General features: G+C 65.2%; 19 protein-coding genes. 12 read left to right on the top strand and 7 right to left on the bottom strand.

Features of this window, described 5'->3' with window-relative positions:
• Nucleotides 1–16 precede the first annotated feature (16 nt).
• A complete protein-coding gene (locus tag ACU0B3_RS03645; protein ID WP_446259447.1) occupies nt 17–3,433 on the bottom strand; it encodes an indolepyruvate ferredoxin oxidoreductase family protein in 3,417 nt (1,138 codons plus the stop codon).
• A 139-nt stretch (nt 3,434–3,572) separates the two neighbouring features.
• Here ACU0B3_RS03645 and ACU0B3_RS03650 point away from each other — a divergent pair, with 139 nt between their 5' ends.
• From ACU0B3_RS03650 to grxD, 5 genes are all read left to right on the top strand, one after another.
• On the top strand, nt 3,573–4,478 hold the full coding sequence (locus ACU0B3_RS03650; RefSeq protein ID WP_446259448.1) for a LysR family transcriptional regulator: 906 nt from the start codon (nt 3,573–3,575) through the stop codon (nt 4,476–4,478).
• A gap of 275 nt (nt 4,479–4,753) precedes the next feature.
• Complete coding sequence (purL, locus tag ACU0B3_RS03655) at nt 4,754–6,913, top strand: phosphoribosylformylglycinamidine synthase subunit PurL (RefSeq protein WP_446259449.1); 2,160 nt, start codon at nt 4,754–4,756, stop codon at nt 6,911–6,913.
• Nucleotides 6,914–6,983: 70 nt separating this feature from the next.
• Nucleotides 6,984–7,220 carry a BolA/IbaG family iron-sulfur metabolism protein gene (locus ACU0B3_RS03660; RefSeq protein ID WP_446259450.1) on the top strand — a complete coding sequence of 79 codons (237 nt, stop codon included), beginning with the start codon at nt 6,984–6,986 and terminating at the stop codon, nt 7,218–7,220.
• Nucleotides 7,221–7,279: 59 nt separating this feature from the next.
• Entirely contained in the window at nt 7,280–7,567 is a 288-nt protein-coding gene (locus tag ACU0B3_RS03665; RefSeq protein ID WP_446259451.1) for a hypothetical protein, read from the top strand.
• 18 nt (nt 7,568–7,585) lie between these two features.
• Nucleotides 7,586–7,948 (top strand): Grx4 family monothiol glutaredoxin, encoded by a 363-nt coding sequence (gene grxD / locus ACU0B3_RS03670; RefSeq protein ID WP_446259575.1) that lies wholly within the window; start codon nt 7,586–7,588, stop codon nt 7,946–7,948.
• A 262-nt stretch (nt 7,949–8,210) separates the two neighbouring features.
• On the opposite strand, the gene ACU0B3_RS03675 is transcribed toward grxD, so the two are convergent.
• Together ACU0B3_RS03675 and ACU0B3_RS03680 are read right to left on the bottom strand one after the other, a co-directional pair.
• Complete coding sequence (locus tag ACU0B3_RS03675) at nt 8,211–8,606, bottom strand: cell division protein ZapA (protein ID WP_446259452.1); 396 nt, start codon at nt 8,604–8,606, stop codon at nt 8,211–8,213.
• Nucleotides 8,606–9,136: a hypothetical protein gene (locus ACU0B3_RS03680; RefSeq protein WP_446259453.1), complete on the bottom strand. Its 531-nt coding sequence runs from the start codon at nt 9,134–9,136 to the stop codon at nt 8,606–8,608. The genes ACU0B3_RS03675 and ACU0B3_RS03680 overlap by 1 nt, the downstream gene beginning before the upstream one ends.
• A gap of 250 nt (nt 9,137–9,386) precedes the next feature.
• On the opposite strand from ACU0B3_RS03680, the gene tkt reads away from it, so the two are divergent.
• Nucleotides 9,387–11,402 (top strand): transketolase, encoded by a 2,016-nt coding sequence (tkt, locus tag ACU0B3_RS03685; RefSeq protein ID WP_446259576.1) that lies wholly within the window; start codon nt 9,387–9,389, stop codon nt 11,400–11,402.
• 162 nt (nt 11,403–11,564) lie between these two features.
• On the opposite strand, the gene ACU0B3_RS03690 is transcribed toward tkt, so the two are convergent.
• Complete coding sequence (locus ACU0B3_RS03690; protein ID WP_446259454.1) at nt 11,565–11,942, bottom strand: DoxX family protein; 378 nt, start codon at nt 11,940–11,942, stop codon at nt 11,565–11,567.
• 145 nt (nt 11,943–12,087) lie between these two features.
• On the opposite strand from ACU0B3_RS03690, the gene gap (ACU0B3_RS03695) reads away from it, so the two are divergent.
• From gap (ACU0B3_RS03695) to ACU0B3_RS03715, 5 genes are all read left to right on the top strand, one after another.
• Nucleotides 12,088–13,092, top strand: coding sequence for a type I glyceraldehyde-3-phosphate dehydrogenase (gene gap / locus ACU0B3_RS03695; protein ID WP_446259455.1), 1,005 nt, complete (start codon nt 12,088–12,090; stop codon nt 13,090–13,092).
• A gap of 150 nt (nt 13,093–13,242) precedes the next feature.
• Nucleotides 13,243–13,386 carry a glyceraldehyde-3-phosphate dehydrogenase gene (locus ACU0B3_RS03700; RefSeq protein ID WP_446259456.1) on the top strand — a complete coding sequence of 48 codons (144 nt, stop codon included), beginning with the start codon at nt 13,243–13,245 and terminating at the stop codon, nt 13,384–13,386.
• A 144-nt stretch (nt 13,387–13,530) separates the two neighbouring features.
• On the top strand, nt 13,531–14,532 hold the full coding sequence (gap, locus tag ACU0B3_RS03705) for a type I glyceraldehyde-3-phosphate dehydrogenase (protein WP_446259457.1): 1,002 nt from the start codon (nt 13,531–13,533) through the stop codon (nt 14,530–14,532).
• A gap of 119 nt (nt 14,533–14,651) precedes the next feature.
• Nucleotides 14,652–15,062 (top strand): DUF2383 domain-containing protein, encoded by a 411-nt coding sequence (locus tag ACU0B3_RS03710; RefSeq protein ID WP_446259458.1) that lies wholly within the window; start codon nt 14,652–14,654, stop codon nt 15,060–15,062.
• 148 nt (nt 15,063–15,210) lie between these two features.
• Complete coding sequence (locus ACU0B3_RS03715) at nt 15,211–15,375, top strand: hypothetical protein (protein WP_446259459.1); 165 nt, start codon at nt 15,211–15,213, stop codon at nt 15,373–15,375.
• 31 nt (nt 15,376–15,406) lie between these two features.
• Here ACU0B3_RS03715 and ACU0B3_RS03720 read toward each other — a convergent pair whose 3' ends face one another.
• The 3 genes from ACU0B3_RS03720 to ACU0B3_RS03730 form a co-directional block, all read right to left on the bottom strand.
• Nucleotides 15,407–15,841, bottom strand: coding sequence for a gamma-glutamylcyclotransferase family protein (locus ACU0B3_RS03720; protein WP_446259460.1), 435 nt, complete (start codon nt 15,839–15,841; stop codon nt 15,407–15,409).
• A 6-nt stretch (nt 15,842–15,847) separates the two neighbouring features.
• A complete protein-coding gene (coaD, locus tag ACU0B3_RS03725; protein WP_446259461.1) occupies nt 15,848–16,342 on the bottom strand; it encodes a pantetheine-phosphate adenylyltransferase in 495 nt (164 codons plus the stop codon).
• Nucleotides 16,343–16,485: 143 nt separating this feature from the next.
• Nucleotides 16,486–16,920, bottom strand: a complete 435-nt coding sequence (locus ACU0B3_RS03730) for a CBS domain-containing protein (protein ID WP_446259462.1) — start codon at nt 16,918–16,920, stop codon at nt 16,486–16,488.
• A gap of 147 nt (nt 16,921–17,067) precedes the next feature.
• Here ACU0B3_RS03730 and ACU0B3_RS03735 point away from each other — a divergent pair, with 147 nt between their 5' ends.
• Nucleotides 17,068–18,567 (top strand): CoA-acylating methylmalonate-semialdehyde dehydrogenase, encoded by a 1,500-nt coding sequence (locus ACU0B3_RS03735; RefSeq protein WP_446259463.1) that lies wholly within the window; start codon nt 17,068–17,070, stop codon nt 18,565–18,567.
• Nucleotides 18,568–18,637: the final 70 nt, after the last annotated feature.

Consider the following 18,637-nt stretch of genomic DNA (forward strand, 5'->3'; position numbering starts at 1 on the left):
TTCTGCGGTGCAGCGTCTACTCCGCAGCGACATCGAGGGACGCCCCGCCGGCGCGGATGGCGGCGAGCAGTTCCTCGCGCCGGGCTTGAGCGGTTTCCGCGTTCTGTGCCTTGACCGGGCCGAAGCCGCGGATCTGCTGCGGCAGCGCGAGGACTTCGGCGATCAGCGGGCGGGTGGCAGCAGTGTCGAGCGGCAGAACCTCTTTGAGATCAGCAAGGTAGGTCTTGATCAGCTGCCGCTCCATCTTGCGCTCAGCGGTGTAGCCAAACGGGTCGAGCGGCGTGCCGCGCAGGCGTTTGAACCGGGGCAAAAGACGGAAGAGGCGCTCGGAGCGTGCGGTGTAGTCGATCTTTTGCGGACGGCCGTCGGGACCGGGCTTGGACTTGTGCGGCGGCGCGAGGTGGTAGGTGAGCGTCAGGTCACCGTCGAAGGTCTCCGCCGCCTTGGCGCGGGTCTCGGACAGGAGCCGGGCAACCTCGTATTCGTCCTTGTAGGCCATGAGCTTGTGCAGGGAGATCGCGACGATTTCCTTGAGCGCCGGGTCCGCGATCCCGTCCACCTCGGCGCGGTATTTGCGTGCGTAGCTGGCGCTTTGGTAGGTGGTCAGATGATCGGCGCGGAAGGCGATCTTGTCCTCGAGCGTTTCGGGCAGCTGCACGACCGTCGGCGTCAGAAGCTTTGCAGCGCCGGCCGGGTCGAGGACCGCCCAGCGGCCGATGTCGAAGGCGCGCAGGTTGCGCTCGGGCGCGGCGCCGTTGAGCTCGATCGCCTGCCGGACCGCGTCATCGGGCAGCGGCAGGAGGCCCTTTTGCCACGCGCCGCCCAGCACCATCATGTTGGAAAAGATCGAGTCGCCCATCGTGATGCGCGCCAGATCGGTCGCGTCGAAAAGCGACACACCCTCTTGAAGTCGTGCTTTAAGAGAGACCTCCAAGTCTTCGTGCGGAATACGGAATTCGGTGTTGCGGGTGAACTCGCCGGTGACGATCTCGTGGCTGTTGACCACAGCGCGGGTCTGGCCCGTCGCGGTCAGTCCGAGGGTTTTTGCACCGGCAGAGACCACCATGTCGCCGCCGATTAGCGCGTGCGCCTCACCGGTGGCGACGCGGATGGCGGTGATGTCTTCGGGGGCATTGGCGAGGCGGAGGTGGATGTGCACGGCGCCGCCTTTCTGGGCGAGGCCGGCCATCTCCATCATGCCGGCGCCTTTGCCGTCGATCTGCGCGGCTTGGGCAAGCACGGCGCCGAGGGTCACGACACCCGTGCCGCCGACGCCGGTGATGACGACGTTGTGCGTGCCTTGGATGCTGGGCAACTCGGGCTCGGGCAGGTCAGGCAGCGTCAGCTCGGTCGTGGCAGCTTTCTTGAGCGTGCCGCCCGAGACCGAGACAAAGGACGGGCAGAAGCCTTTGACGCAGGAGAAATCCTTGTTGCAGGCCGATTGGTCGATGGCGCGTTTGCGCCCGAGGGGCGTTTCGACCGGCGTGATGGCGACGCAGTTGGACTGCACCCCGCAGTCGCCGCACCCCTCGCAGATGTCGGTGTTGATGAAGAGGCGTTTGTCCGGGTCCGGGAAGCTGCCGCGCTTGCGGCGGCGGCGCTTTTCAGCGGCGCAGGTCTGGACATAGATGATGGCGGAGACTCCCTCAACGCCCGCGCAGGTCTTTTGCACCGCATCCATTTCTTCGCGTTCGTGCACATGAAGACCGGAGGGCAAGGCGTTGAGATCAATGTCTTCTTTCTCGTCGTAGACCAGCGCAATGTGGCCGACGCCCATCGCCTTGAGCTCGGCGGCGATGCGCTGGGGCGAGAGGCCGCCTTCGTTGGATTGCCCGCCGGTCATGGCGACTGCATCGTTGAAGAGGATCTTGTAGGTGATGTTGACGCCCGAGGCCAAGGCGGCGCGGATCGCTTGCACGCCCGAGTGGTTGTAGGTCCCGTCGCCGAGGTTCTGGAAGACGTGGTTGCGGGTGGAGAACGGCGCCTCCCCGATCCAGTTCGCGCCCTCTCCGCCCATATGCGTGAAGCCTGTCGTCTCCCGGTCCATCCACTGCACCATGTAGTGACAGCCGATGCCGGCATAGGCGCGGCTCCCGTCGGGCACTTTGGTCGAGGAATTGTGCGGACAGCCGGCGCAGAAATACGGCAGGCGCGCGGCGATGTCGGGGGCATTGTCGGCGCGGCGCGCCTCGTCGAGCCGGGCCATGCCGGCGCGGATGCCGTCCGTTTCGCGCCCTTCTTCACAGAGGATGTCGCCCAGCTTTTGCGCGATCTGGATCGGGTCGAGCGCGCCTGCCGTGGGGAAGAGCTCATCGCGGTGGATGCCGCCTGCCCCGCCCTTGTACCAGCCATAGACGCGGCGTCCGCGGCGGTCGTCGAATATGGCCTCCTTGATCTGCACTTCGATCAGCTTGCGCTTTTCTTCGACGACGACGATCAGGTCGAGGCCCTCCGCCCAGTCGTGAAAGCCCTGCATATCGAGCGGGAAGGTCTGGCCGACCTTGTAGGTCGTGATGCCGAGCCGTTCGGCCTCGCCTTCGTCGATGTTGAGAAGCGACAGCGCGTGGCAGAGATCGAGCCAGTTCTTGCCCGCCGCGACAAAACCGATCTTGGCGCCCGGCTTGCCCCAGACGCGCTTGTCCATGCCGTTGGCGCGGGAGAACGCTTCGGCGGCAAAGCGTTTGTGGTCGATCATGCGCGCCTCTTGCGCGTGCGGCGTGTCGACGAGGCGGATGTTCAGACCACCCTCGGGCATGGGAAATTCAGGCGTGACAAAGGACAGCCGGTGCGGGTCGCCGTTGACGACGGCGGTTGCCTCCACCGTGTCCTTCATCGTCTTGAGGCCCACCCAGAGGCCGGAAAACCGTGACAAAGCATAGCCATAGTGGCCGTAGTCGAGGATTTCCTGCACGCCCGCGGGGGAGACGATGGGCATGTAGGCGTCGATCAGCGCCCATTCGGATTGGTGGAGCACGGTGGACGACTCGCCCGTGTGGTCGTCGCCCATCGCCACCAGCACGCCGCCATGCGGAGACGTGCCCGCCATGTTGGCGTGGCGAAAGACATCGCCCGAGCGGTCGACGCCGGGCCCCTTGCCGTACCAGAGGCCAAAGACGCCGTCCTGCTTGCCCTCCCCGCGCAGCTCGGCCTGCTGGCTGCCCCAGAGCGCGGTTGCAGCCAGGTCTTCGTTGAGGCCCTCCTGAAAACGGACGTTGGCAGCTGCCAGCTCTTTGCCAGCACGGTGCATCTGCATGTCCACCGCCCCGAGAGGCGAGCCGCGATAGCCGGTGCAAAACCCCGCCGTTTCGAGCCCTGCCGCGCGGTCGCGCGCCGATTGCGCCAGCATCAGCCGCACCAGGGCTTGCGTGCCGTTCAGCAGCACCTGATGTTTGTCGAGATCGAACCGGTCGCTGAGCGAAACCTGTGCCGTCATACGTGCCTCCCCGCGTGTATGGCGCTATATTAGGTCACAAATGCTGACCTGCCTAGAAAAATCTTGTCACATTAGGGTAACGCCGGGTGTGTTTGAGATGTTTCATGATAACCAAAGAGACGGACCAAAGAGGCACGCCATGGACTGGGACAAGCTCAGAATCTTTCACGCGGTTGCGGATGCGGGCTCGCTGACGCATGCGGGGGACACGCTGCACCTGTCGCAATCGGCGGTCTCGCGGCAGATCCGGGCGCTCGAAGAATCGCTCGGCACGACGCTCTTTCACCGGCACGCGCGGGGGCTGATCCTGACCGAACAGGGCGAGCTGCTCTTTGACGCGACCTCGGCGATGACGCGCCGGGTGGACACGGCCTCGGCGCGCATCCGTGACAGCGAGGAGGAGGTGTTCGGCGAGCTGCGCGTGACGACCACCATCGGGTTCGGCTCGCTCTGGCTCGCGCCGCGTCTGACGCACCTTTATGACCAGTACCCGGACCTCAAGATCGACCTGAACCTCGAGGAGCGCGTGCTCGACCTGCCGATGCGCGAGGCGGATGTGGCCATCAGGATGAAGGAGCCGAGCCAGGCCGACCTGATCCGCAAGCGCCTGATGACGATCCGCATGCGGCTTTATGCAACGCCGACCTACCTCGATGCCGTGGGCCGGCCCGAGCGGCTCAGCGATCTGTCCCGGCACCGCCTGATCAGCCAGAACCCGAACGCGCCGCAGGTCGGGGCGGGCATGCAGCTGATCCAGTCGCTCCTGGCGCATGACATTCCGATGCACCTGACGGTGAACAACTACTTTGGCGTGCTGCAATCGGTGGTGCACGACATCGGGATCGGTGTGCTGCCCGATTACGTGGTCGAGGACTTCCCCAAGCTCGAGCGGGTGCTGCCGGACGTGGAATCGAACGAGGTGCCGGTCTACCTCGCCTACCCCGAAGAGCTGCGGCACTCGAAACGCATCCACGCCTTCCGCGACTTTGTGCAGGACGAGATCATCGCCTACCGCCGGTCTGCCCGCGAAAAAGGCATCGACTGACGCTATGCGCCATGTGCATGGCAGGTTTGCAAAAATACTGGGCAGTTTTTCTTGATCCCTTAGCCGGGCGCTCCTAAATCGACACTCGAAGGCGATGGGCGCGAGCCCGGTCTTCAACCTCCCTGTTGGACTATGGCCGGGCTTAGCCCCGGCCTTTTTTTATCCGCCGTTTGGCTGGTGTCTCCATGCCGCGCCATGGTGGGTCCAAACGCGCTTCCCCCTCGCCCGGCCTTCCCGTAAGAGACGGGGCGACACGACAGGGGATGCCGCCACCGATGCAAGAGCCAGCCATCACGCCCGACCTGATCGACGCCCATGGGCTGAAACCGGACGAATACGACCGTATTCTCGAGATCATCGGGCGGGAGCCGACCTTTACCGAGCTGGGCATCTTTTCGGCGATGTGGAACGAGCATTGCTCTTACAAGTCCTCGAAAATCCATCTGAGGAAGCTGCCGACCACAGGCCCGCAAGTCATTTGCGGCCCGGGGGAGAATGCGGGCATCGTCGACATCGGCGACGGACAAGCCGTGGTCTTCAAGATGGAGAGCCACAACCACCCCTCGTATATCGAGCCCTACCAGGGCGCGGCGACAGGCGTGGGGGGCATCCTGCGTGACGTCTTTACCATGGGCGCACGTCCCGTCGCGGCGATGAACGCGCTGTCGTTCGGGGAGCCATCGCATCCCAAAACGCGGTCCCTTGTGGCAGGCGTCGTTGCAGGCGTCGGTGGTTACGGCAATTGCTTCGGCGTGCCCACCGTAGGCGGCGAAGTCCGCTTTGACCCCGCCTACAACGGCAATTGCCTCGTGAACGCCTTTGCCGCCGGCCTCGTGGACACCGACAAGATCTTCTACTCCGCCGCCTCCGGCGTGGGCATGCCTGTCGTCTACCTTGGCGCCAAGACGGGCCGGGACGGTGTGGGCGGCGCGACCATGGCCTCCGCCGAGTTCGACGAGAGCATCGAGGAAAAGCGCCCCACCGTGCAGGTGGGTGACCCCTTTACCGAAAAGCGCCTGATGGAGGCCACGCTCGAGCTGATGGCGACGGGCGCGGTCATCTCGATCCAGGACATGGGCGCGGCCGGTCTAACCTGCTCGGCCGTCGAGATGGGCGACAAAGGCGAGCTCGGCATCGCGCTCGACCTCGAGAAGGTCCCGCAGCGCGAAGCGAACATGACCGCTTACGAGATGATGCTGAGCGAGAGCCAGGAGCGCATGCTCATGGTGCTCAAGCCCGATCTCGAGGCTGAAGCCAAGGCGGTGTTCGACAAATGGGACCTCGACTTTGCCATCGTGGGGGAGACGATTGCCGAGGACCGCTTCCTGATCCGCCACCATGGAGAGATCAAGGCCGACCTGCCGCTGTCGAAACTCGCCTCCACCGCGCCGGAATACGACCGCCCCTGGGAGCCGACCCCGCCCGCCGAACCGCTGAAGGACGTGCCCGAAGTCGATCCCATTGACGCGCTCAAGTGGCTCATCGCCTCCCCCAACTACGCCGCCAAGACCTGGGTGACCGAGCAATACGACAGCCAGGTCATGGCCGACACCGCGCGTGGTCCCGGCGCCGGCGCGGGTATCATCCGCGTGCACGGCACGGAGAAGGCGCTCGCCTTCACCTCCGACGTGACCCCACGGTATGTCAAAGCGAACCCGGTCGAGGGCGGTAAGCAGGCCGTCGCCGAAGCCTACCGCAACTTGACAGCTGCGGGCGCCCTGCCCCTTGCCACGACCGACAACCTCAACTTCGGGAACCCCGAAAAGCCGCATATCATGGGGCAGTTCGTTGGGGCTCTGGACGGGATCGGCGAGGCCTGCACCGCGCTCGACATGCCGATCGTGTCGGGCAACGTCTCGCTTTATAACGAGACCGACGGCGAGGCGATCTTGCCCACTCCCACAATCGGGGCGGTCGGGCTTTTCACCTCACAGGACGAGATCATCGGCTGCGACGTGCGCGAGGGCCACGTGGCGATGGTGATCGGCGAGACAACCGGCCACCTCGGGCAATCGGCTTTGCTGGCCGAAGTCTTCAACCGTGTGGAGGGCGACGCACCGCCGGTGGATCTGGAGGCGGAAAAGCGCAACGGCGATTTCATCCGCGCGCACCGCGACCTCATCACCGCCTGCACCGACCTCTCAGACGGTGGGCTTGCCCTTGCCGCCTTCGAGTTGGCCGAAGCCGCCGGCGTCGGCGTCACGCTCGACAGCGGCGCGACGCCTGACCTCTTTGGCGAAGATCAGGGGCGCTACCTCGTGGCCTGCGGGTTCGACCGCGCCGAGGCGCTCATGATCGCCGCCGCACAGGCCGGCGTACCCGTCGCCAGCGTGGGCCGGTTTGGCGGCAGCGCCGTCACCTTTGGCGCCGCATCCGCCCCGCTCGAGGCGCTCAGCGCCACCTACCGCACCGCCTTTGCCGCAGCGCTGACCTGAAACGGCGGGATTGCAGAGCCGCGGGCGCGGTCTTACCTTAGCCTTTGAACGAGTTGCCGGAGACCTGCCGATGCCGATGAGCCGTGTGGAAATTGAGAGCCTTTTGCGGGAGAGCTTTCCCGAGGCGCAGATCGAAGTCGGCGGCGACGACGGCGTGCACATGTCGGCGATGGTCGTCGATGAGAGCTTTCGCGGCAAGAACCGCGTCCAGCAACAACGCGCGGTCTACGCCGCCCTCAAGGGCAAGATGGACGGCGCAAACGGCGAGCTGCACGCGCTGGCCCTGACGACCCGGGCGCCCGAATGATGCCCTTTCACACTCCGACGGGGATGGGTGCCAGCACCCATCCTACGTAACCCGCGCCCATGTCCCTCCTGAACCTCCTCATGGCCCCCTTCCGCCGCGCCCCGCGCCGCCCGCTAAGCCAGCGCCGGCCTGAGATGCCTGTGGATGCCGAGGTCCCGCTCGGGATGGAGGGGCTGGACCTTGCCTCCGTCGAACAGGTGAACCGCCGGAACGACGCGCTCGAACGCACGCACTGGACCTTTTCGCAAAACAGCTCCCGCTCGGCTGCCACGCATATCAAGCCGATGCCCGAAGACGAAACCTACGCGGCGACCTATCACCGCGCCTTTCAAAAGCAGAAAGACTGAGACATGCCAGATACTTCCATGAACGACGCCAAGACCCAGATCGACGAAACCGTGAAAGCCAACGACGTGGTGCTTTACATGAAAGGCACCAAGGAGATGCCGCAATGCGGGTTCTCCTCGCGCGTCGCGGGCGTGCTCAACTACATGGGCGTCGACTACACGGACGTGAACGTGCTCGCCGACGAGGGCATCCGGCAAGGGATCAAGGAGTACTCTGACTGGCCGACCATCCCCCAGCTCTACATCAAGGGTGAGTTCGTAGGCGGTTGCGACATCATCACCGAGATGACCCTGTCAGGCGAGCTCGACACGATGTTCGACGACAACGGCGTCAGCTACGACAAGGAAGCCGCCGACAAGATCCGCGAAGCGAACGCGTAAAAGCTTTCTAAGCGCGAGCTAATCTAAGCCTACCGAACCGGTCGCCTAATCCAAAGCACCCGCCTGACCGTCACGGTCAGGCCGCGCCGAACCGCCCCCGTCAAACCAAAGGTTTGCCTTCGGCAAAGTGGGCGGCGCGATTGCGCCACCCCGCGGGTCGGCGCGTTCTTATCTGTTCGGCACCAACATAACTCGCTGGAACGGAATTAGAGAAGCCGCCCGGTCACTCCGCGGCGTCCATCCAAACCAAGGCAGAAGCGCCCTAGCTCCCCAGCTTCTCATCCACCCGGTCGGCCACCGCTTCGGCCCGGGCAGCCAGCTCGGCGAGCGTTTCGGTCACCTCCGGCGGGATGACCGGCACTTCGATCCGGTCGGGCACGGGCGCCGGCGCGTCGCGCAACTCGCGGATCTCGTTGATCTTGTCGGCCATCTTGTCCTCGGTCTCGCGCACCTTGTCCTCGAGCGCGGAGGTCTTGTCCGCCAGCATCAACCCAGCCATGAGCAGCATCCGCGCCTCGGGGAGCCGCCCGATCTGGTCGGCAAGCACTTGCGCCTCGGTGTCGAGCATCTTGGCAGCCGACAGCAGGTAATGCTCCTCGCCCTCGGCGCAGGCGACCTCGAACGAGCGGCCGCCGATGGTGATCACGATTTCCGGCATCAGGAATCTCCTTCGGACGGTTTGGCAAGGCGCGTGTCGAGCGCGACGAGGATCGCGCCGACCTCGGCCTGGTCGGTGGCGCGGGCGGTGCGTTCGGCCTCGAGTTCAGCCGCGAGGGCGTCGTTGATCTGATCCGCGGAGACGGCAGACAGGTCCACAGCTTCCCTGAGCGCCGCGCTCGCCTTTTGCAGTCGGTGATGCGCGCCGCGCTGCTCTTCAAGCGCAATCTCCAGCGCGTCGAGCGCGTTGCGCATTCCGTCGTCCGACGGTGCCGCGGGCGCCTCAGCCACAGACTCGAGTTGCGCCTGAAGGTCCGCTACCTCCGCCGCGTGACGCTCGGTCAGGCTCTTGATCCGCTCTTCGAGCTGCGCATTTGCCGTCTTCTCGTCTTCTAGAGCGGCTTGAAGCGCGGCGTGGACTTCGGCGGGCACACTCTCCTCGCCCCCGCCATCGGGAGCGTTTTCAAGCCCCCGCGCAATCCGGTCGAGCGCGGCTGAAATGCGCCCCTCAAGCTCGTTGATCTGGCTCATGGCCTTGATGTCCCGTCTGTCTGCCTGCGATGTGAATGCCAGGGTGTCCCCGATCAGGCCGCCATATGAGCCGCCTCACGAATCGCGTCTTCTTGCCAAGAGTGTATGCGGAATGCGAGGGCAGGCAAATCCGCCTCTCCCAAGCCATGTCAAAGGCTTACAGCGCGTGCTTGACGCGCCTTTGTGCCCTGCTAATGAGACGCGCAGCGTTTGCCCCTGCCGCCAAGGAGTTTGCCCAGTGGACCATCAAGTGGATATCGACGCCCTGCGCACTGCCCATCCCGATCACTGGATGCGCGCAACCGCGCTCAGGACGCTGGCGCTCGATGGCGTGAACGCGGCCAATTCCGGCCATTCCGGCATGCCGATGGGGATGGCGGACGTGGCAACTGTCCTCTACGGCAAGCACCTCAAGTTCGACGCACGCACGCCCGACTGGGCCGACCGCGACCGGTTCATCCTGTCGGCGGGCCACGGCTCGATGCTGCTCTACGGTCTGCTCTATCTCTGCGGCGATCCGGAGGTGACGCTGGAGGAGGTCAAGAACTTCCGCCAACTGGGTGCCAAGACCGCCGGCCACCCGGAAAACTTCCTGCTCGGGGGCGTCGAAGTCACGACGGGCCCGCTTGGCCAGGGCATCGCGACCTCCGTGGGCTTTGCCATCGCCGAGGAGGCGCTGCGGGCGCAGTTTGGCAAGAAGCTCGTCGATCACCACACCTACGTGATCGCAGGCGACGGCTGCCTGATGGAGGGCGTAAGCCACGAGGCGATTGCGCTGGCGGGCCGGCAAAAGCTCGAAAAGCTGATCGTCTTCTGGGACAACAACAACATCACCATCGACGGTGAAGTGACGCTGTCGGACCGCACCGACCAAGTGCAGCGGTTCAAGGCGTGCGGCTGGCACGTGCAAGAGATCGACGGCCACGACCCCGACTCCATCGACGCGGCCATCACGGCGGCCAAGAATGCCGGGCGCCCCTCGATGATCGCCTGCAAGACGCATATCGCCATCGGCCACGCGGCGCAGGATACCTCCAAAGGCCACGGCGCGCTCACCGACGACGCGCAGCTGACGGCGGCCAAAGAGGCGTATGGCTGGCCCTACGGTCCCTTCGAAATCCCGACCGAGGTCAAGTCGTGGTGGGAAGAGATCGGGACCCGCGGCGCGGACGAGCGCAAGGCGTGGAGCGAGCGCCTCGCCTCCGTTTCGGGCCGCAAGCAGGCCGAGTTTGCGCGCATCCACGCCGGCGAGACACCCAAGAAACTCTCCGGTGTCGTGCGTGCGCTGAAAAAGCAGATCTCCGAGACGGCTCCCAAGGTCGCCACGCGCAAGTCGAGCCAGATGGTGCTCGAGGTCATCAACCCGGTCATGCCCGAGACCATTGGCGGCTCGGCGGACCTGACGGGCTCGAACAACACCCTGACCGCGGACATGGGCGTCTTTGACGAGACCAACCGCAAGGGGCGTTACGTCTATTACGGCATCCGCGAGCACGGCATGGCCGCGGCGATGAACGGGATGGCGCTGCACGGCGGGGTCAAACCCTACGGCGGCACGTTCATGTGCTTTACCGATTACGCGCGCCCGGCGATGCGGCTTTCGGCGCTGTCGAAACTGCCGGTTGTCTATGTGATGACCCACGACAGCATCGGCCTCGGCGAGGACGGCCCGACCCACCAGCCGGTCGAGCATCTGGCGATCAGCCGGGCGACGCCCAACACGCTGGTCTTCCGCCCCGCCGACACCGTCGAGACCGCAGAGGCGTGGGAGCTTGCGCTGACACAGACCGAGACGCCCTCCGTCCTGTCACTCACGCGCCAGGGCGTGCCGACCGTGCGCACCGAGCACAAGACGCGCAACCTCACCTCCCAGGGCGCATACGTGCTGGCCGAGGCGGAAGGCAAGCGTCAGGTGATCCTGATCGCCACGGGCTCCGAAGTGCAGCTGGCCCTGTCCGCCCGCGAGCGCCTGCAGGCGCAGGGGATCGGCACGCGTGTGGTCTCGATGCCCTGCATGGAGCTTTTTGCTGCCCAGGACGAGCAGTACCGCCGCAAGGTCCTGCCCGCAGGGGCCGTGCGCGTTGCGGTCGAGGCCGGCGTGCAACAAGGCTGGGACCGCTGGCTGACCGGCGAACGCGGCAAGTGGAACAAGGCGGCCTTTGTCGGCATGACCGGCTTCGGCGCCTCCGCGCCCGCCGATCAGCTCTATGCGCACTTCGGGATCACGGATACCGCGGTGGTCGAGGCGGCGCAGTCGTTGCTCTAAGGGCTGACCTTTTACCGGAGTGGTCGCAAGAAACCGCAATTCACGCGCCGACCCGAGGGGTGGCGCATCGCGCCGCCCCATGGGGCGGGTCGGCGCGGCCTGACAGTGCCTGTCAGGCGGGCGCTTTGAATTAGGCGTCGGTAAAAAGTGCCAGCCTTACTCTCACATACGCTGCTCCCGAGCCAACGCCGCCAGACACAGACACCCACCTGCAATCGCCCAATTCTTGACGAGGATCGAGATTTGCCAGGCATCCTCAGGCACGTAGTGAAAGACGCTCGTGACGATGCAATAGGTCGCAAGCGCCAGCGCCACACGCTCGAGCCAAAGACCCGCAACGAGGAGCACCGCCGCCACCGCGTTGAAGACAAGTGCCTGCCAGACGAGAACTTCCGGCAGCGACAGCCCCGCGAGTAGCGCCATGGCCGGGGCAGGATCGAGCGCCTTTTGCACCGCGCCGCCGGCAAAGAGCACCGCGATCAGGCACCTTCCTGCAATCGCGATCCAACGCGTACTCTGATTGGGATGATCAGCCGACATGATGTGCCTCCCTGCCACCTGTTTCCGCTCACGTTAGCGCAACCGCCTGAGGTTTATCGCTAACGGTCTGGAAGATATACACTTTCTCCATTGCTCTGCCACATTTTACGTGTAGCACCTCCTCAAGCAGGACAGGAGATGTGCGATGACCGTGACCGTAGGTATCAATGGCTTTGGCCGGATCGGGCGCTGCACGCTCGCACATATCGCCGAAAGCGCGCGCAACGACGTCCAGGTGGTCAAGATCAACGCCACAGGCCCGATCGAGACCAACGCACACCTTCTGCGCTACGACAGCGTGCACGGCCGCTTCGGCGGTGAGGTCACCGTCAAGGGCGATACCATGGACCTCGGCCGCGGACCCATGCAGGTCTTTTCGACCTACGAGCCGGCCGAGCTCGACTGGGAGGGCTGCGACGTGGTCCTCGAATGCACCGGCAAGTTCAACGACGGCGGCAAGTCGGCGGTCCACCTCGAGCGCGGCGCCAAGAAGGTCCTGATCTCAGCCCCCGCCACCAATGTCGACCGCACCGTTGTCTACGGCGTCAACCACCGCGACCTGATGGCGGACGAGCGCATGATCTCGAACGGATCCTGCACGACCAATTGCCTCGCGCCGCTGGCCAAGGTCCTGCACGAGGCCATCGGCATCGAGCGCGGCATCATGACGACGATCCACAGCTACACCGGCGACCAGCCCACGCTCGACCGCCGGCACAAGGACCTCTACCGCGCGCGCGCCGCTGCCATGGCAATGATCCCGACCTCGACGGGCGCAGCCAAGGCGCTCAAGGAAGTGCTGCCCGAGCTCGAAGGGCGTCTCGACGGCACCTCGCTCCGCGTGCCGACGCCCAACGTCTCCGCCGTTGACCTGACCTTTGAGGCTGGCAAGGACGTCACCGTCGAGGACGTGAACGCCATCGTCGCCGAAGCCGCGGCAGGACGCATGGGCTCGGTCCTCGCCTACGATCCCGATCCCAAAGTCTCCATCGATTTCAACCACACGCCGCATTCCAGCATCTTTGCACCCGACCAGACCAAGGTCGTCGGCGGACGCACCGTGCGCGTGCTCGCGTGGTACGACAACGAATGGGGCTTTTCCTGCCGCATGGCGGATGTCGCCGCGGCCATGGGCCGGCTCCTCCACTGACAACCGTGGATGGGTGCAAGCACCACATCCTACTTCCCAGCGCGACATCCGTAGGATGGGTGCTTGCACCCATCTGCCGCGATACAACACTTGCCTGCGAAGAGAGCCGCGCCGCTTGACCCGCGGGCACGCGCCTGCCACGCAAATCCCATGACCAACACGTTGGCATTCTGGCTCTTGCTCTTGATCGGCTGCGGCATCGCTGCGGACCTCGTGCTGAACGACGGCACAGCGCTGCTGTTTCTCGGCAAGAAGTTCTTCGAGCTGCTCGATTGGGTCGCTTTCTGGCGCTAGCGCCGCCCTGCCCTACCTCCCCGTCACAGCATCCCGCGCGTGTTGACACGCCGCGCGGCAGCGCTTACCCGATCTGCAAGCCCCTGTTAGCGATAACAGGACCTTTGCCGGGCGCGCCGCGCGCCAAAGACAGGAGAGAATTTCATGACCGTGACAGTCGCCATCAACGGATTTGGCCGGATTGGCCGCAACGTGCTGCGGGCCATCGTCGAGTCGGGCCGCACCGACATCGAAGTCGTCGCGCTCAACGATCTTGGCCCGGTCGAGACCAACGCGCACCTCTTGCGCTATGACAGCGTGCACGGGCGGTTCCCGGCCGAGGTCACCGTCAAGGGCAGCACCATCGACGTCGGGCGCGGCGCCATGCAGGTCACCTCCGAGCGCAACCCGGCGGACCTGCCGTGGAAAGACGTCGACGTCGTGCTCGAATGCACCGGCATCTTTACCTCCAAGGAGGCGTGCCAGGCCCATCTCGAAAACGGCTCGTCGCGCGTGCTGATCTCCGCGCCGGGCAAGGACGCGGACAAGACGATCGTCTACGGCGTCAACGACGACACGCTGACGGGCGAGGACATCATCGTGTCGAACGCGTCCTGCACCACCAACTGCCTCGCGCCGGTGGCCAAGGTGCTGAACGACAGCGTCGGGATCGTGAAGGGCTTCATGACCACGATCCACAGCTATACGGGCGACCAGCCGACGCTCGACACGATGCACAAGGACCTCTACCGCGCGCGCGCGGCGGCAATGTCGATGATCCCGACCTCGACCGGCGCGGCAAAGGCGGTCGGCCTCGTCCTGCCCGAGCTCAATGGCAAGCTCGACGGCGTTGCGATCCGCGTGCCGACCCCCAACGTATCCGTCGTGGACCTGACCTTCGAGGCCGCCCGCGACACCACCGCCGAAGAGATCAACGCCGCGATGCAAGCCGCCGCCGATGGCCCGCTCAAGGGGGTGCTGGGCGTGACCGACGAAAAGCTGGTGTCGATGGATTTCAACCACGACCCGCGCTCCTCGATCTTTGCCACCGACCAGACCAAGGTGATGGAAGGCACGATGTGCCGCGTGCTCAGCTGGTACGACAACGAGTGGGGCTTTTCGAACCGGATGAGCGACACCGCCGTCGCCATGGGCAAGCTGTTCTAAACCAGGCGCCGTGCGCCGCGCGGCACACGAGGCTGCACATCTTTGTGACCCAAGCCGCCGCCCGGAACTCCGAGGCGGCGGCGTTCGTTTGAGGGCCAATAATCCGTTACGGAGGCCCCATGTCTCAGAGTTTTCATCGCGCGCTCGAAAAGCTGCACGCCCGCCACGTCGATGCCAAAGCCGGCTTTGACGTGATGGTGGCCCGCGCCGAGCCCGACTTCAAACCGGTCGCCGAGAAGTTCCGCGACCTGCACGCCCGCCACGCCCGCCAGATCGCCAGCCTTCTGCCGGACGGTGCCGACCTCGACGGCTCGTTCATGTCGTCGGTCAACCGCGCCGTGGTCAAGATGCGCGACTTTTTCGACGAGATCGACGAGGACGTCATGGACCAGGTGCGCAACGGCGAGAAAAGGGTGCAGCGCGCCTACAGCGACGCCATCGAAGCCGCACCCGACGAGGTCCGTCCCGAGCTCTTGCGCGCATCGTCCGAGCTGACCGCGCTCATCGCAGAGACGCGCCACCTTGATTGACGCGTTGTCTGCGGGGCCAAAAGGTTCCTTCAGAACCTTTGCAAAATACGCAATGCTGCGTTGCGGCATTGCGCCTTGTTTGAGCGCCAGAGCGGCGTAACTTCCTGGGTGTTAGCGCAATCAACATGCTGATGGAAAGGAAACGAACATGGCAAGCCTTTATCAAAAGATCGCACACAGCCTCGACAAACGGGCCAAATACAACCGTACCGTGGCCGAAATCGAAGCGATGCCGCTCGACGTGGCGCTCGACCTCGACATCCACCGCGGCGACGCGCACCGTCTCGCGCACGAAGCGGTCTACGGCGGCTAAAAGCCGGATCAAACGCGTGGCACCAGGGGCGTCAGCGCACGTCCCGGGCCAAGGCGTCGAACACGCCTGACGCGACATGCCGTGCACCGGTCACGTCCCAGGCATAGAGGTAGGACCGCGCCCACACCTCTTCCCCGCTTTGCAGGGTCACAGGCACCCGCCGCAATATGAACTCATGCGGCTCGGGCCAGTTGGGCGAACAGGCTTCATACTCGTCAAACGCTGCCTGCACCGTCTCCGGGTCGTGCAGCGCGTAGACCTCCCCCTCGACGCGCTCGGCGTCCGAAGCGCACGGCACCGCCCCGGGATAGAAGTTGTCCCCGGGCGTGTCTGGATCGTTGATGATGTAGAGCCGCGCCCGGATCGTCCCCGTCCCGATCAGAGCTGCATGATCGCGCAAAAGCCGGCCCATCGGATGATCTGCCGACGCGCGCAGCGTGCCATAGACAAACAGGCGCTCGGTCACGCCGGCTCAGCCCGCCAGCCGCTCTCGCAAGGCCGTGTCGACCGCCGGCGTCACGAACCGCGAGACGTCGCCGCCCAGCCGCGCGATCTCCTTGACCAGCTTGGAGGCGATCGCCTGGTGCCGCGCCTCGGCCATGAGGAACACCGTCTCGATCGTATCGTCGAGCACGCGGTTCATGCCGACCATCTGGTATTCATATTCGAAATCCGCCACAGCCCGCAGCCCGCGCACGATCAGCGTCGCATCCACATCGCGCGCGCAGTCGATCAGCAGGTTCTCGAACGGGTGCACGACGATCTCGACCCCGCTCTGCGCGGCGAGGCCGGCACACTCCGCCTCCACCATCGCCACCCGCTCATCGAGATCAAAGAGCGGACCCTTGTCCCGGTTGATCGCCACCCCGATCACCAGCCGGTCCACCAGCCGCGTCGCGCGCCGGATGATGTCGATATGACCCAGGGTGATCGGGTCAAAGGTGCCGGGATAAAGTCCGATGCGCATGGCCGGGCTCCTCAAACGTCAACGCGGTGCGAGGCAAACACCATCGAGGCGCATCTGGCAAGCCCCTGATCGCGCGGACTTATTGCGCTGAAGGCGCCGCTTAGGCCGTCATGCGCTCGAGAACCAACGGCGTAAACAGCGCGTCAGTGCCCGCGGATCATCTCTTCCATCGCGTTGCGCTCGAATGCGACCTCGTCGAGCCGCGCCTTGACCGCATCGCCCAGCGTAATCAGGCCGATGATCGTCCCACTGTCCTCGACCGGCATATGCCGAAAGCGCCCGTCGGTCATCGTCGAGAGCGCTGCATCGACCGGCTCGTCGGGGTGACAGGTCACCACGTTGCGCGTCATCACACGCTCGACCGGCGTGTCGAGCACGCCCGCCCCGTCCGAGGCCAGCCGCCGCACGATGTCCCGCTCCGACAGGATCCCGTCGGCCCGCGCGCCATCGCGCGAGATCACGATCGTCCCGATCCCTTCCTCGGCCAAGCGCGCGGCGGCATCCCGCACCGACGCGCTCGGCGGCAGCGTCACCAGAACCCGCGCCGATTTGCGCTTGAGCACATCCGAGACTTTCATCGCAAAACCCCTTTTCTTGCCTCAACATAATCCGAGGAAAACAACCCTGCCCGCGCCGCCCCCGACCTGTCAAGCGCGGCGCTTTTTGCTGTTGCCCGGCCCGCGCTCTGCCTATGCTGCGCGCAACACGACGACTGGAGACCAGGAATGCAGGAACTTTCGCACTACATCGGCGGCGCCCACACCGCAGGCACGTCCGGCCGCTTTGCCGACGTCTTCAACCCCGCCACCGGCGAGGTGCAGGCCCGCGTGCCGCTGGCAAGCGCGGACGAGCTCGGCAAGGCGGTCGAGATCGCCGCCGCCGCGCAGCCCGCCTGGGCAGCCGTGAACCCGCAGCGGCGCGCCCGCGTAATGATGAAATACGTCTCGCTCCTGCACCGCGACATGGACAAGCTCGCCGAGGCGCTGAGCCGCGAGCACGGCAAGACCCTGCCCGACGCCAAAGGCGACGTGATCCGCGGGCTCGAAGTGGTCGAGTACTGCATCGCCGCGCCGCAAATGCTCAAGGGCGAGTTCACCGACAGCGCCGGTCCCGGCATCGACATGTATTCGATGCGCCAGCCCTTGGGGGTGACCGCCGGCATCACGCCATTCAACTTCCCGGCGATGATCCCAATGTGGATGTTCGCGCCCGCCATCGTCTGCGGCAACGCGTTTATCCTCAAACCCTCCGAACGCGACCCCTCCGTGCCGCTCATGCTCGCGGAGCTGATGGAAGAGGCCGGCGCCCCAAAGGGCATCCTGCAGGTCGTGAACGGCGACAAGGTGGCCGTTGACGCGATCCTGGACCACCCGACCATCCAGTCGGTCGGGTTCGTCGGCTCCACCCCCATCGCCGAGTACATCTACGGACGCGGCTGCGCGAACGGCAAACGCGTGCAGTGCTTCGGCGGCGCAAAGAACCACATGATCGTGATGCCAGACGCGGACATGGACCAGGCCGCCGACGCGCTTGTCGGAGCCGGCTACGGCGCAGCAGGCGAGCGCTGCATGGCGATCTCCGTCGCCGTGCCGGTGGGCGACGACACCGCTGACCGCCTGATCGAGAAACTTGTCCCCCGCATCGAGGCCCTCAAAGTCGGCCCCTACACCGCCGGCGACGACGTCGACTACGGCCCGGTCGTGACCGGCGCGGCCAAGGACAACATCCTGAACCTCGTGCAAACCGGCATCGACCAGGGCGCCGAGCTCGTCGTGGATGGCCGCAACTTCTCGCTGCAAGGCTACGAAGACGGCTTTTTCGTCGGCGCGCACCTCTTCGACAAGGTGACGCCCGACATGGACATCTACCGCAAGGAGATCTTCGGCCCGGTCCTCTCCACAGTGCGCGCGCAGTCCTACGAAGAGGCGCTCGGCCTCGCCATGGACCACGAATATGGCAACGGCACCGCTATCTTCACCCGCGACGGCGACACCGCCCGCGACTTCGCGCAGCGCATCAACATCGGCATGGTCGGCGTGAACGTCCCGATCCCCGTCCCGCTCGCCTACCACACCTTCGGCGGCTGGAAGAAATCAGCCTTCGGAGACCTCAACCAACACGGCCCCGACGCGTTCAAGTTCTACACGCGCACCAAAACGATCACAGCCCGCTGGCCCTCCGGCATCAAGGAAGGCGGCGAGTTCTCGATCCCCGTTATGGAGTAGTTCCGCCGTCCCGATATTGGGGGCCAGCCCCCAAACCCCCGGGATATTTCTCGCCAGAAGAAGTATGAGC

The organism is Pseudaestuariivita sp., assembly GCF_052825805.1.

Coding starts and splice junctions, on each gene's coding strand:
- ACU0B3_RS03645 (WP_446259447.1), bottom strand. CDS start 3,433: ATGACGGCACAGGTTTCGCTCAGCGACCGGTTCGATCTCGACAAACAT.
- ACU0B3_RS03650 (WP_446259448.1), top strand. CDS start 3,573: ATGGACTGGGACAAGCTCAGAATCTTTCACGCGGTTGCGGATGCGGGC.
- purL (WP_446259449.1), top strand. CDS start 4,754: ATGCAAGAGCCAGCCATCACGCCCGACCTGATCGACGCCCATGGGCTG.
- ACU0B3_RS03660 (WP_446259450.1), top strand. CDS start 6,984: ATGCCGATGAGCCGTGTGGAAATTGAGAGCCTTTTGCGGGAGAGCTTT.
- ACU0B3_RS03665 (WP_446259451.1), top strand. CDS start 7,280: ATGTCCCTCCTGAACCTCCTCATGGCCCCCTTCCGCCGCGCCCCGCGC.
- grxD (WP_446259575.1), top strand. CDS start 7,586: ATGAACGACGCCAAGACCCAGATCGACGAAACCGTGAAAGCCAACGAC.
- ACU0B3_RS03675 (WP_446259452.1), bottom strand. CDS start 8,606: ATGCCGGAAATCGTGATCACCATCGGCGGCCGCTCGTTCGAGGTCGCC.
- ACU0B3_RS03680 (WP_446259453.1), bottom strand. CDS start 9,136: ATGAGCCAGATCAACGAGCTTGAGGGGCGCATTTCAGCCGCGCTCGAC.
- ACU0B3_RS03690 (WP_446259454.1), bottom strand. CDS start 11,942: ATGTCGGCTGATCATCCCAATCAGAGTACGCGTTGGATCGCGATTGCA.
- gap (WP_446259455.1), top strand. CDS start 12,088: ATGACCGTGACCGTAGGTATCAATGGCTTTGGCCGGATCGGGCGCTGC.
- ACU0B3_RS03700 (WP_446259456.1), top strand. CDS start 13,243: ATGACCAACACGTTGGCATTCTGGCTCTTGCTCTTGATCGGCTGCGGC.
- gap (WP_446259457.1), top strand. CDS start 13,531: ATGACCGTGACAGTCGCCATCAACGGATTTGGCCGGATTGGCCGCAAC.
- ACU0B3_RS03710 (WP_446259458.1), top strand. CDS start 14,652: ATGTCTCAGAGTTTTCATCGCGCGCTCGAAAAGCTGCACGCCCGCCAC.
- ACU0B3_RS03715 (WP_446259459.1), top strand. CDS start 15,211: ATGGCAAGCCTTTATCAAAAGATCGCACACAGCCTCGACAAACGGGCC.
- coaD (WP_446259461.1), bottom strand. CDS start 16,342: ATGCGCATCGGACTTTATCCCGGCACCTTTGACCCGATCACCCTGGGT.
- ACU0B3_RS03730 (WP_446259462.1), bottom strand. CDS start 16,920: ATGAAAGTCTCGGATGTGCTCAAGCGCAAATCGGCGCGGGTTCTGGTG.
- ACU0B3_RS03735 (WP_446259463.1), top strand. CDS start 17,068: ATGCAGGAACTTTCGCACTACATCGGCGGCGCCCACACCGCAGGCACG.